Raw genomic sequence first — 12,759 nt, forward strand, 5'->3', positions numbered from 1 at the left:
AGGCATGCGCAGATCCAACCGAGGTTTCACCTTGATCGAAATCATGATCGTGATTGCGATCATCGGTATCGTGATCACCGTCGGCTATCCGAGCCTGACCGAATACATGAAGAAGGGCCGACGGGCTGAAATTGCCGGGCTGTTATCGGAGCAGGCGCAAATTCTCGAGCGCTACTACTCGAAGAACAACCGCTACACCGATGCGACTGGCCTGAGCAGCGGCAACGATTTCTATACCATTACCCAGACTTTGACGGATCAGAGCTTCATCCTGACGGCTGTGCGCAGGAGCGGCTCGTCCATGGCCACGGATAAATGCGGTGACTTCAGAATCACCAATACCGGCGCACGAACTGTGGAAAACACCGCCGCCGGGATGACCGCCAAGGATTGCTGGGGCCGCTGAGTTTCTTTTTTCGGGCGCAGCCTTGCGCCCTCTGTCTTATGAGTCGAATCAGAACATGACCAGGCAACAGCAAGTGGTGATTGTCGGCGGCGGAGTCATTGGCCTGCTGACGGCGTTCAATCTGGCGTCCGAAGGGCAGCGTGTGGTGTTGCTGGACCGTTCCAGTCTCGGCCAGGAGTCGTCCTGGGCCGGCGGCGGTATCGTGTCGCCGTTGTATCCCTGGCGCTATAGCCCAGCAGTCACGGCGCTGGCCCATTGGTCACAGGATTTTTATCCACAGCTGGGCGAGCGTTTATTCGCGGCGACCGGGATTGATCCGCAAGTGCATGTCACCGGTCTGTATTGGCTGGACCTGGACGATCAGGATGAGGCGCTGGCCTGGGCTGAGCGGGAAGGGCGCCCGCTGCGAGCTGTGGATATCTCCGCTGTTCATGATGCCGTGCCGGTACTGGGTCCTGGTTTTTCCCGGGCGATCTACATGGCCGATGTGGCCAACGTGCGTAATCCTCGCTTGGTGAAATCCCTCAAGGCGGCCTTGCTGGCGCTGCCCAACGTCGAGGTTCATGAGCACTGTGAGGTCAGTGGGTTCATTCGCGAGGGGGCGACTGTTATCGGGGTGGACAGTTCGGCGGGCCCGATACGTGGCGACCAGGTGGTGCTGGCTGCAGGTGCCTGGAGCGGTGAGTTGCTCAAGACGCTGGGGCTGAAGTTGCCGGTCGAGCCGGTCAAGGGCCAGATGATTTTGTACAAGTGTGCGTCGGATTTTCTGTCGAGCATGGTGTTGGCCAAGGGGCGTTATGCGATTCCCCGTCGCGATGGGCATATCCTGGTTGGCAGTACGCTGGAGCGTGAGGGCTTCGACAAGACGCCGACCGATGCTGCCCTGGACAGCCTGAAGGCTTCGGCGCAGCAGTTGATTCCGGCGCTGGCGGGGGCTGAGGTGGTTGGGCATTGGGCTGGGCTGCGGCCGGGGTCGCCAGAGGGCATTCCCTATATCGGCGAAGTGCCGGGGGTTGGCGGTTTGTGGTTGAACTGTGGGCATTATCGCAATGGGTTGGTGTTGGCGCCGGCTTCGTGTCGGTTGTTTACGGACCTGATGTTGGGGCGGGAGGCGGTGATTGATCCTGCGCCTTATGCGCCGGCGGGACGGTTGGTTTTTTGATTGGGTACATATCCGTTGCTGCGGTAATGGCTACTTAGGGTTCCGCCCTGACGGCGTCTCACTTTTGAAAAGCGCAAAAGTAAGCAAAACGCTTTAGCCCCACCACTCGGTGCCTCGCTAGGGCTCGGCATGCCCGAACGTAGGCATTGCTCCGTGGGCCGCCGCGAAGGGCCATCCATGGCCCAGCGCGGCTACCTCGGCATCCATGCCGAGGTGCCCACTGCGCAATACCTACGTTCGGCCATCGTGGTTAATGGGGCGCCGAGATCAACGTCCACCGCGAGGCGGCCTTATAGCCGACCTGTCTCTTTGTCGTACTCCGACCCAATTGTGGGGGCGAGCTTGCTCGCGAAGAGGCCGGTACATACGACATCCTGTTGACTGCGGTCGCACCTTCATAGCCTCAGCCTGTTCGCGATGGCGGTAATTCCGTGACATAGCGGTTGGATTTACTGCTGTCATCGCGAGCAAGCTCGCTTCCACATTTTCGACCTTCAACAATCACAAAATTTGTATACGCCACCCATCCCTTGTGGGAGCGAGCTTGCTTGCGATGAGGCCAGCAAACACAACATCCTCATCGACAGTGGCATCGCCTTCGCGAGCAAGCCCGCTCCCACAGGAGAAACGCGGTCCCACCCCAACCAGGCCGGCTATCAGGCCGCCTCGCGGTGGACGTTGATCTCGGCGCCCCGTTAACCACGATGGCCGAACGCAGGCATTGCGCAGTGGGCAACCCGGCATGGATGCCGGGTTAGCCGCGCTGGGCCATGGATGGCCCTTCGCGGCGGCCCACGGAGCAATGCCGGAGTGAGGGCACACCGAGCCTAGGCGAGGTGCCGAGTGGTGGGGCAGAAGCGCTTTGGTTACTTTCGCGCTTTTCGAAAGTGACCCGCCGTCAGGGCGGAACCCTAAGTAGCCGTTACCGCAGAAACGGATATACACACTCCCGATGCCCTGACAGCCAAACCAGATTTGTGAGAAAGGTCGGACAAAATTCTGAATCGAGATGAATTTTCCGACGATCTCTGGCGGTTGCCGAGTGGGAAGGGCTCCGACTAACCTCCTCCCACCGTCGTGGAAGGCATCGACACCGAATGCCTCCTCGCCAACCTCAGCGAAACCCTGGCCTCAGCCAGCGCAACAATCAGCGACCTGGCCTTCGAACTCGACGGTTCGCGACGGCATGTTGCATTGGGCGTGCAACAGCTGATCGAGTTGAGTGAGTTGCTAGCCAATCGTGTGCTGGACGAGCAGGTGCCGGTGCCGAAGGGCTAGAAAAGCTGCCAAGGCGAACACAGCACCTGTGGTGAGGGGATTTATCCCCGTTGGGCTGCGAAGCAGCCCCAAAAAGCAGCTACTCAAACAACCTGATACACCGAGGTGCCAGGTTCGGGGCTGCTGCGCAGCCCAGCGGGGATAAATCCCCTCGCCACACAGTTCGGTGTAGATCCTGCCATTCGGTGCAGACCCAGCCATTGGTTGAGCTGAGCCGGCCACATGCTCAATCCAACCCCAATTTCTTCAACCGATAGCGCATCGACCGAAACGACAACTTCAACCGCTGCGCCGCCGCCGTGCGGTTCCAGCGGGTTTCCTCCAGGGCCTGGAGGATCAGCTTGCGTTCGACGTCTTCCAGGTAGTCTTCCAGGTTATCGACCTGCATCAAGTCGGGGTTGCCCGGTTCTGCGCTGCCATTGCCCTCGGCCAAACGCAGGTCATCCGCTTCGATCTGCTGCTGTTCGCAAAGGGTGTAGGCCCGCTCGAGCATGTTCTCCAGTTCACGCACGTTGCCCGGGAAACGGTAACTCCTGAGAGCGTCCAACGCCTGGGGATGCAACTTGACCGGTGGACTGCCTGTGTTGGCTGCCAGGCGCAGAAGCATGTGATTGGCCAGCAGCTCGATGTCTTCGCGGCGTTCACGCAATGGCGGGACGCGCAGTTCGATGACGTTCAGCCGGTAATACAAATCCTGGCGAAAGCGCCCGGCGGCCACTTCGCCGTCCAGATCCTTGTGGGTCGCGCAGAGGATGCGCACGTCCACCACTTCTTCCTGCTGGCCGCCAACAGCGCGCACGGCCTTTTCCTGGATCGCCCGCAACAGTTTGACCTGCATCGCCAAGGGTAGGTCGGCCACTTCATCGAGGAACAAGGTCCCGCCATGGGCGGCCTGGAACAAACCTGGCTTGTCCTCGATGGCGCCGCTGAAGCTGCCTTTTCGATGGCCGAAAAACTCACTTTCCATCAGCTCCGTGGGAATTGCCCCACAGTTGACCGGTACAAAGGGCAGGTTGGCACGGGGGCCTTGTTCGTGGATCAGCCGGGCGACCAGTTCCTTGCCGCAGCCCGATTCCCCGCTGATGTACACCGGTGCCTGGCTGCGGGCGAGTTTTTCGATCTGCTTGCGCACGCTGAGCATGGGGGGCGAGTCGCCCAGCAGGCTGCGCTCGAGGGTGGTGCCAGGCGTGGCGACCGGCGGCAGGCGCAGGGCACTGGTGACCAGTTCCCGCAGCCGACCCAGGTCTACCGGTTTGGTCAGGAAGTCGAAGGCGCCGGCCTTGAGGGCGTCGATGGCGGTTTCCAGGCTGCCGTAGGCGGTGATCATTGCCACGGGGAGCTGGGGGTAACGCTGCTGGATGTGTTGCACCAGTTCCAGGCCGGTGCCGTCGGGCAGGCGCATGTCGGTCAGGCACAGGTCGAAGGCCTCGCCGGCCAGCAGGTTCTGGGCTTCGGCGAGGTTCTTGGCGCTGCGGGTGTCGAGTTTCATCCGGCCCAGGGTGATGTCCAGGAGTTCGCGGATGTCCGGTTCGTCATCGACGATCAGGATTCGTTGCCGTGAGCGTGTATTCAAATCTGTTTCCGTCCGTGAGCAAAGGTGATGCGAAAGCAACCGCCGCCTTGGCGTGGTTTGAAGTCTAGGCGGGCCTGGTTGCTTTCGCACAGCTCACGGGACAGATAGAGCCCAAGGCCGGTGCCCTGGCTGCTGGTGGTGAAGAAGGGTTCGAACAAATGTGCCTGTTGCTCTGGCGTCACACCAGGGCCGTTGTCGATGATGTCCAGGGTGGATAACTGGCTGTGGGGGTCGATGAACAGTTTCAGCCAGGCCTCGGCCTGTTCGTGGGCCATGGCGCTGTGGCGCCAGGCGTTGCGCAGCAGGTTGTCGAGTACCTGGGTCAACTGGTCGGGGTCCATCAGCGTGGTGTAGTCACCCGGGTCGATGCTCAGGTGCAAGTGCTGGTGCTCGGCCATGCTTTCGCGGGCCTGCCGGACGAATTGGTCGAGCCAGGTCCGCAGGTCGAGGCGTTGGGGGGTGGTTTGCTGGCGGCGAGACAGCTGCAGGACGTTTTCAATGACGCGGTTCATTCGTTGGGAGTGATCTTGAATAATCTGCGTCAGACGCCGATCCGCGTTGTTCAGTTCCTCGGATTCGCGCAGTAATTGCGCTGCGTGGCTGATGGCGCCCAAGGGGTTGCGGATTTCATGGGCGATGCCAGCAGTGAGGCGCCCGAGGGAAGCGAGTTTCAGTTGCTGGGCCTGCTGCGCAACCTGGGCCAGGTCCTCAAGGAATACCAGCAACTGCTGTTGATCGTAATGCCCCAAGGCGATGAAGCTCGGTTGCAGGGTCAGGCCTGTGCCGGTCACGGTCAGGCTGGGAGGGCGCAGGCTGGGGTTGTTCAGCCACAATTGCAGGCGTTCGACCAAGGCGGTGCAATAGTCATCGATTCGCTGGCCGACCAGGTCGTGTATGCCCAGCAGGTTCAAGGCGCTTTCGTTGGCCAATTGCACGCGCCGCTCGCGGTCGAGCACCAGGATACCTGTGCGCATGCGTTGCAGGATCAGTGCGTTGAGCGCTTCGAGGCCGATCACCTCGCTGGCTCGTTGCTCGGCCAGGGTTTCACTGGCTTCCAGTCGCCGGGTCAGGCCCTGTACCAGCAGGGCGGCGGCAAAACACAGCGCCCCGAGGGTGCCGGCTTGCAGATAACTGCTGGGACGGTTTGAATCGCTCAGGCCGAGGAAAAAAGTCGACCCGACGATACCGATCGTGGCGACAGCGGCGATCAACAGGCCGACCCGGCTTCGCAACAGCGTATTGCCGATGGCTACCGAGACAATGAGCAGGTTGCCGATGGCACTGGGCACACCGCCCGCGGCGAAGAACAGCCACGAAAGCAGCAGAACGTCGGTGAGGGCCAGGCCGAACAGCCGGGCGGGGCGGCGAATGTTCTCAAGGAACACCACCAGCAGGATGTTCAGCACCAGGTACAACCAGCTGCCGTTGCGCAGCAGGTCGTCGTTGGCGAACTCCAGCAGGCGGTTGTCCAGCTTGCTGGAGATCAGCAGCACCAGGGTGATGCCGATGCTCAGGCGATACAGGTGATAGAGACGCAGCAGGCGCTGCGCCTGTTTTTCGCGTGGGCTTGAGGCCTCAGCGATCACGAGTGCCCGGGCCTTGCTCGAGATGAGCCTGGCTGCAATACCATTGTTGTTCGAGGGCCAGGGCCCGGTCACGGGGCAGATGTACGCCGCAATGGGCGCAACGAACCATGGGTGGTGCGTCCTGCTCCCGGGGAGCGTTCGGCGCGGATGAGGTGCTCTTGAACTTGCGCCAGAACCATACCGCGGCGGCAATCAGGGCGATCCAGAACAGTAAACGAAGCATGATGGGCGGCTTTTTGGCTAGAGATCAGGCAGTTTAGCCAAGGACAGGAACGGCGCACAGCGCAATAAAACCCAGGCATAAAAAAGGGAGACCCGCGGGTCTCCCTTTTTGCTGAGGCCTTGGCCTCAGTCGAACATACCGAAGGTCATGTAGCTGAACCAGGAGCGATCGGTGGATTCGCTCTCAGGCTCTTCTTCTTCGATCACGTCGCCATTTTCGTCCTTGGGCTTGAGCTCGTTTGGAATGGCTTCCTTGGCGTCCTGGAACTGACGCTGCACGTCCTGGTTGGCGCGGGTTTCGCCCGGCGGCAGAGGTGGACGGGACTCGATCAGGCCCAGGGTCGCCTTGCTCAGCCACGAACGGTTGTCCGCTTCGTCGACCCGTGGGGTGAACTGGCCATCGACCAGGGATGGGTGATCCGGGTAGTTCAGCTTGAGGGTTTCCAGGCTGGTGGCCGCCAGGTCGTCCAGGTGCAGGCGCTGGTAGGCTTCGGTCATCACGGCCAGGCCGTCACCCACCGAAGGGGTTTCCTGGAAGTTTTCCACTACGTAGCGGCCACGGTTGGCGGCGGCAACGTAGGCCTGACGCGTCAGGTAGTAGTCGGCCACGTGGATTTCGTAGGAGGCCAGCAGGTTGCGCAGGTAGATCATGCGCTGCTTGGCGTCCGGCGAGTAGCGGCTGTTGGGGAAGCGGCTGGTCAGTTGGGCGAACTCATTGTAGGAGTCGCGCGCGGCGCCCGGGTCACGCTTGGTCATGTCCAGCGGCAGGAAGCGCGCCAGCAGGCCGACGTCCTGGTCGAAGGAGGTCAGGCCCTTGAGGTAATAGGCGTAATCGACATTCGGGTGCTGCGGGTGCAGGCGAATGAAACGCTCGGCGGCGGACTTGGCTGCTTCCGGCTCGGCGTTCTTGTAGTTGGCGTAGATCAGCTCCAGCTGGGCCTGATCGGCGTAGCGACCGAACGGATACCGCGACTCCAGCGCCTTCAGCTTGGCAGTGGCGCTGGTATAGCTGTTGTTGTCCAGGTCGTTCTGCGCCTGTTGGTACAGTTCGACTTCGCTCAGGTTTTCGTCTACGACTTCCTTCGACGAGCAAGCAGCAGTCAATGCGAGGATGGCGATCAGCAGCAGGTGTTTCACTTGCATGGCGGCTTGCGTCCCTATGACGGCCGCTGTCTTGGGCGGGGCCGTCCTGTTATGATGAGCGCCCCGTTGAAAGCCTCGGGGCAAAAGACGCCGTATTTAACCACAAGCGCGCAGCCGAAACCAAAGGCTGTGCCGACGCCCAGTCCGAGCATGTCCGATAAAATAGAACTTCGCGCAGAGGTGCCGTCCGAATTGGGCGGCCAACGCCTCGATCAAGTCGCCGCACAACTCTTTGCCGAGCACTCTCGCTCGCGCCTTTCCGCCTGGATCAAGGACGGCCGCCTGACTGTGGATGGGGCGGTGATCCGCCCGCGCGACATCGTCCACGGCGGTGCCATTCTCGAGCTGACTGCCGAACAGGAGGCCCAGGGAGAATGGGTCGCCCAGGACATCGCCCTGGACATCGTCTATGAAGACGAAGACATCCTGGTGATCAACAAGCCTGCGGGCCTGGTGGTGCACCCGGCGGCTGGGCATGCTGATGGCACCTTGCTCAATGCCTTGCTGCACCACGTACCGGACATTATCAATGTGCCGCGTGCTGGCATCGTCCATCGCCTGGACAAGGACACCACCGGTCTGATGGTGGTGGCCAAGACCATCCAGGCGCAGACACAGCTGGTCACACAGCTGCAAAGCCGCAGCGTCAGTCGCATCTATGAATGCATCGTGATCGGGGTCGTCACCGCCGGTGGCAAGATCAACGCCCCTATCGGTCGTCACGGCCAGCAGCGCCAACGCATGGCGGTGATGGAGGGCGGCAAGCAGGCGGTCAGCCATTATCGCGTGCTCGAGCGTTTCCGCTCCCACACCCATGTGCGGGTCAAGCTGGAAACCGGCCGGACCCACCAGATCCGTGTGCACATGGCCCACATCAACTTCCCGTTGGTGGGCGACCCGGCCTACGGCGGTCGTTTCCGCATTCCGCCGGCTGCCAGCCAGACCATGGTCGAATCGCTGAAGAATTTCCCGCGGCAGGCGTTGCATGCACGTTTCCTGGAGCTGGATCATCCGACGACCGGCAAGCGCATGAGCTGGGAGTCGCCGTTGCCGGATGACTTCGTCTGGCTGCTGACATTGCTCAAGCAGGACCGCGAGGCGTTCATCGGATGAGTGACTGGCTGATACCCGACTGGCCCGCGCCGGCCCGGGTCAAGGCCTGCATCACGACCCGTGAGGGTGGCGTCAGCCTGGCGCCGTTCGACAGCCTCAACCTGGGCGATCATGTGGGCGACGATCCTGCGGCCGTCGCCGAAAACCGTCGTCGCCTCACCGATCAATTCGCCATCACCCCGGCCTGGCTACAGCAGGTCCACGGCATTGCCGTGGTCGAGGCTGATCCGGCCCAGGTGGCGACCGCCGATGCCAGTTGGACCGACACGCCCGGTATCGCCTGCACCGCGATGACGGCGGACTGCCTGCCTGTGCTGTTCTGCAACCGTGCCGGCACCCGCGTCGCGGCGGCCCATGCCGGCTGGCGCGGGCTGGCGAACGGCGTGCTGGAAGCCACCCTCGACAGCCTTGCCGTGCCCGCGGATGAAATCCTCGCCTGGCTCGGCCCGGCCATCGGCCCGCAAGCGTTTGAAGTCGGGCCGGAAGTCCGTGAAGCCTTCATCGCGCAACTGCCCCAGGCAGGCCAAGCCTTTGCCGCGAGCCCAAACGCCGGCAAGTTCCTCGCCGATATCTACACGTTGGCACGGCTGCGCCTGGCCGCACATGGTGTCACGGCCGTCTACGGTGGCGGTCTCTGCACCGTGACCGACCCTCGTTTCTTTTCCTACCGCCGCAACCCGCGCACCGGTCGCTTCGCTTCGCTGATCTGGATCGAACGCTAGACTTCTCTGATCTGTATCAAGGGCGCCCGGCTTGAATCTTCCAGAATCGACCACATCTATAACGGTATCTGGCAGGTTTCTTCATTCAGGATGTTTCCACGGTCCGGCCTGCTCATTAGGAAGGTGACCCATGCGTATTGATCGTTTAACCAGCAAATTACAGTTGGCCCTGTCCGATGCCCAGTCCCTGGCCGTCGGTCTGGACCATCCCGGTATCGAACCGGCGCATTTGATGCAGGCCATGCTTGAACAGCAGGGCGGCTCCATCAAGCCCCTGCTGATGCAGGTCGGCTTTGACGTCAACAGTCTGCGCAAAGAACTGGCCAAGGAACTCGACCAGTTACCCAAGATCCAGAATCCCACCGGTGACGTGAACATGTCCCAGGACCTGGCGCGGCTGCTCAACCAGGCCGATCGCCTGGCCCAGCAGAAGGGCGACCAGTTCATTTCCAGCGAACTGGTGCTGCTCGCCGCCATGGACGAGAACAGCAAGCTTGGCAAATTGTTGCTCGGCCAAGGGGTGAGCAAGAAAGCGCTGGAAAATGCTATCAACAACCTGCGTGGCGGCGAAGCAGTCAACGACGCCAACCACGAGGAGTCGCGCCAGGCGCTGGACAAATACACCGTCGACCTGACCAAGCGTGCCGAGGAAGGCAAGCTCGACCCGGTGATCGGCCGCGACGATGAAATCCGCCGTACGATCCAGGTGCTGCAACGCCGCACCAAGAACAACCCGGTGCTGATCGGCGAGCCAGGTGTGGGTAAAACCGCCATTGCCGAGGGCTTGGCCCAGCGCATCATCAACGGCGAAGTGCCGGACGGCCTCAAGGGTAAACGTCTGTTGTCCCTGGACATGGGCGCCTTGATCGCCGGTGCCAAGTACCGTGGCGAGTTCGAAGAACGGCTCAAGGCGTTGCTCAATGAACTGTCCAAGCAGGAAGGGCAGATCATCCTGTTCATCGACGAACTGCACACCATGGTTGGTGCGGGTAAAGGCGAAGGCTCGATGGACGCCGGCAACATGCTCAAGCCTGCGTTGGCCCGTGGCGAGTTGCACTGCGTCGGCGCGACCACGCTCAACGAATACCGCCAATATATAGAGAAGGATGCGGCGCTGGAGCGGCGCTTCCAGAAAGTGCTGGTGGAGGAGCCGAGCGAGGAAGACACCATTGCCATCCTGCGCGGCCTCAAAGAACGCTACGAAGTTCACCACAAGGTGGCGATCACCGATGGCGCGATTATCGCGGCGGCCAAGCTCAGCCACCGCTACATCACCGACCGCCAGTTGCCGGACAAGGCCATCGACCTGATCGACGAGGCCGCCAGCCGCATCCGCATGGAAATCGACTCCAAGCCCGAAGTGCTGGATCGGTTGGAGCGCCGCCTGATTCAGCTCAAGGTCGAATCCCAGGCCCTGAAGAAAGAAAGCGACGAAGCGGCGAAGAAGCGTCTGGAAAGGTTGCAGGAAGAGATCGTTCGTCACGAGCGTGAGTATTCCGACCTCGAGGAAATCTGGAACTCGGAGAAAGCCGAAGTCCAGGGTTCAGCGCAGATCCAGCAGAAGATCGAACAGTCCCGCCAGGAGCTGGAAGCGGCCCGTCGTAAAGGCGACCTCAACCGCATGGCCGAGCTGCAGTACGGGGTGATCCCGGACCTGGAGCGCAGCCTGCAAATGGTCGACCAGCACGGCAAGAGTGAAAACCAGTTGCTGCGCAGCAAGGTCACCGAGGAAGAGATTGCCGAAGTGGTCTCCAAATGGACCGGCATTCCGGTGTCGAAAATGCTCGAAGGCGAGCGCGACAAGCTGCTGAAGATGGAAAGCCTGCTGCATCAGCGTGTGATCGGCCAGGAAGAGGCAGTCGTGGCAGTGTCCAATGCCGTACGCCGCTCCCGTGCCGGGCTGTCGGACCCTAACCGTCCGAGCGGCTCGTTCATGTTCCTCGGCCCTACGGGGGTCGGTAAAACCGAACTGTGCAAGGCGCTGGCCGAGTTCCTCTTCGACACCGAAGAGGCCATGGTGCGCATCGACATGTCCGAGTTCATGGAGAAACACTCCGTGGCACGGCTGATCGGTGCGCCCCCGGGTTATGTCGGTTATGAAGAGGGCGGTTACCTGACCGAGGCAGTGCGTCGCAAGCCGTACTCGGTGATCCTGCTCGATGAGGTCGAGAAGGCGCATCCGGATGTGTTCAACATCCTGCTGCAAGTGCTGGAGGATGGACGCCTGACTGACAGCCACGGGCGCACGGTGGACTTCCGCAACACGGTGATCGTGATGACCTCCAACCTGGGCTCGACGCAGATCCAGGAACTGGTGGGCGACCGCGAAGCGCAGCGTGCGGCGGTGATGGACGCGATTTCCACCCACTTCCGGCCGGAGTTCATCAACCGCGTCGACGAAGTGGTGATCTTCGAGCCATTGGCCCGTGATCAGATTGCCGGCATTACCGAGATCCAGTTGGGTCGCCTGCGCAGTCGTCTCACAGAGCGTGAGCTGAAACTGCAATTGAGCGACGAGGCATTGGACAAGCTGATTGCGGTGGGTTACGACCCGGTCTATGGCGCACGGCCGCTGAAGCGGGCGATCCAGCGCTGGATCGAAAACCCGCTGGCGCAGTTGATCCTGTCGGGCCGCTTCATGCCGGGCGAGACTGTGACCGGTACGGTGGAGAACGACGAAATCGTCTTCAACTGAGGCGATTGTCTGGGCTTTTGTGGCGAGGGAGCCAGCTCCCGCTGGGTCGCGTAGCGGCTCCTCAAAAAGCGAGGAGTGCTTCGCGCTCCAGCGGGAGCAGGCTCCCTCGCCATGGCCGGTGTTCTTTTCCTGATTTATGGGGGGGCTCGCTTCCAAGCGCCATTTTTTTCATCAGGCCGTTGAACTCAAAGGAAAAGGCTTGTAAAGTGCGCCCCGCAGTCAGTCACCCCAAGGGTTACTTCTCGCTGAGAAGGAATCCAAAATAAGTTGCAAATCATTGTCTTGAAAGCAATTTAAGGGGTTGACAGAGGTTTTGAAGATTGTAGAATAGCGCGCCTCAGACACACGAACGCAGCGATGCGTAAGGGTAGAAGAGGTTGAAGCTAGCTTCAACGTTGTAACTTGAAATATCAGTTCCGTGATAGCTCAGTCGGTAGAGCAAATGACTGTTAATCATTGGGTCCCAGGTTCGAGTCCTGGTCACGGAGCCATTTCAATCGGGGTATAGCGCAGTCCGGTAGCGCGCCTGCTTTGGGAGCAGGATGTCAGGAGTTCGAATCCCCTTACCCCGACCATTTTTGGGTCGTTAGCTCAGTTGGTAGAGCAGTTGGCTTTTAACCAATTGGTCGTAGGTTCGAATCCCACACGACCCACCATTTTTGAAACCAGTTCGCTGGAATCGAATCTTAAGATCAGAGGCCAAAAGCGCTGATCGAGAAGGCGACTTGCGAAGGTCGCCTTTTTTTTACCGGGGTATAGCGCAGTCCGGTAGCGCGCCTGCTTTGGGAGCAGGATGTCAGGAGTTCGAATCCCCTTACCCCGACCATATTGAAAATCCTCGTATCGAAAGATACGGGGA

General features: G+C 60.8%; 9 protein-coding genes, 4 tRNA genes and 1 pseudogene. 10 read left to right on the forward strand and 4 right to left on the reverse strand.

Annotated elements, in window-relative coordinates; translation table 11 throughout:
- Positions 1 to 4: 4 nt before the first annotated feature.
- From BLT00_RS28705 to BLT00_RS28715, 3 genes and pseudogenes are all read left to right on the forward strand, one after another.
- On the forward strand, positions 5 to 406 hold the full coding sequence (locus tag BLT00_RS28705) for a type IV pilin protein (RefSeq protein ID WP_092150593.1): 402 nt from the start codon (positions 5 to 7) through the stop codon (positions 404 to 406).
- Between the two features lie 55 nt (positions 407 to 461).
- Positions 462 to 1,568 (forward strand): glycine oxidase ThiO, encoded by a 1,107-nt coding sequence (gene thiO, locus BLT00_RS28710; protein WP_092150590.1) that lies wholly within the window; start codon positions 462 to 464, stop codon positions 1,566 to 1,568.
- Positions 1,569 to 2,639: 1,071 nt separating this feature from the next.
- A pseudogene (locus BLT00_RS28715) lies at positions 2,640 to 2,846 on the forward strand (DUF6124 family protein); the annotation flags it as partial.
- 226 nt (positions 2,847 to 3,072) lie between these two features.
- Here BLT00_RS28715 and BLT00_RS28720 read toward each other — a convergent pair.
- The 4 genes from BLT00_RS28720 to BLT00_RS28735 form a co-directional block, all read right to left on the reverse strand.
- Positions 3,073 to 4,419, reverse strand: coding sequence for a sigma-54-dependent transcriptional regulator (locus BLT00_RS28720; protein ID WP_092150400.1), 1,347 nt, complete (start codon positions 4,417 to 4,419; stop codon positions 3,073 to 3,075).
- Positions 4,416 to 6,005, reverse strand: a complete 1,590-nt coding sequence (locus BLT00_RS28725) for a two-component system sensor histidine kinase NtrB (protein WP_063324318.1) — start codon at positions 6,003 to 6,005, stop codon at positions 4,416 to 4,418. Before BLT00_RS28725 ends, BLT00_RS28720 begins: the two co-directional genes overlap by 4 nt.
- A complete protein-coding gene (locus tag BLT00_RS28730) occupies positions 5,995 to 6,228 on the reverse strand; it encodes a PP0621 family protein (protein ID WP_063324319.1) in 234 nt (77 codons plus the stop codon). The genes BLT00_RS28725 and BLT00_RS28730 overlap by 11 nt, the downstream gene beginning before the upstream one ends.
- Positions 6,229 to 6,353: 125 nt before the next feature.
- Positions 6,354 to 7,370, reverse strand: coding sequence for an outer membrane protein assembly factor BamD (locus tag BLT00_RS28735; RefSeq protein ID WP_092150403.1), 1,017 nt, complete (start codon positions 7,368 to 7,370; stop codon positions 6,354 to 6,356).
- A 150-nt stretch (positions 7,371 to 7,520) separates the two neighbouring features.
- Here BLT00_RS28735 and rluD point away from each other — a divergent pair, with 150 nt between their 5' ends.
- The 7 genes from rluD (at position 7,521) to BLT00_RS28770 (ending at position 12,726) form a co-directional block, all read left to right on the forward strand.
- Complete coding sequence (rluD, locus tag BLT00_RS28740) at positions 7,521 to 8,483, forward strand: 23S rRNA pseudouridine(1911/1915/1917) synthase RluD (RefSeq protein ID WP_063324322.1); 963 nt, start codon at positions 7,521 to 7,523, stop codon at positions 8,481 to 8,483.
- Positions 8,480 to 9,205 carry a peptidoglycan editing factor PgeF gene (pgeF, locus tag BLT00_RS28745; protein WP_092150406.1) on the forward strand — a complete coding sequence of 242 codons (726 nt, stop codon included), beginning with the start codon at positions 8,480 to 8,482 and terminating at the stop codon, positions 9,203 to 9,205. The genes rluD and pgeF overlap by 4 nt, the downstream gene beginning before the upstream one ends.
- Before the next feature lie 130 nt (positions 9,206 to 9,335).
- Positions 9,336 to 11,900 carry an ATP-dependent chaperone ClpB gene (gene clpB / locus BLT00_RS28750; RefSeq protein ID WP_053125348.1) on the forward strand — a complete coding sequence of 855 codons (2,565 nt, stop codon included), beginning with the start codon at positions 9,336 to 9,338 and terminating at the stop codon, positions 11,898 to 11,900.
- A gap of 415 nt (positions 11,901 to 12,315) precedes the next feature.
- Positions 12,316 to 12,391, forward strand: a tRNA-Asn gene (locus BLT00_RS28755).
- 7 nt (positions 12,392 to 12,398) lie between these two features.
- A tRNA-Pro gene (locus BLT00_RS28760) sits at positions 12,399 to 12,475 on the forward strand.
- 5 nt (positions 12,476 to 12,480) lie between these two features.
- Positions 12,481 to 12,556 (forward strand) — tRNA-Lys (locus BLT00_RS28765).
- A gap of 93 nt (positions 12,557 to 12,649) precedes the next feature.
- Positions 12,650 to 12,726: transfer RNA gene (locus BLT00_RS28770), tRNA-Pro, on the forward strand.
- Positions 12,727 to 12,759 lie beyond the last annotated feature (33 nt).

The organism is Pseudomonas sp. NFACC51, from assembly GCF_900103575.1.
Lineage (GTDB): Bacteria > Pseudomonadota > Gammaproteobacteria > Pseudomonadales > Pseudomonadaceae > Aquipseudomonas > Aquipseudomonas fluorescens_Q.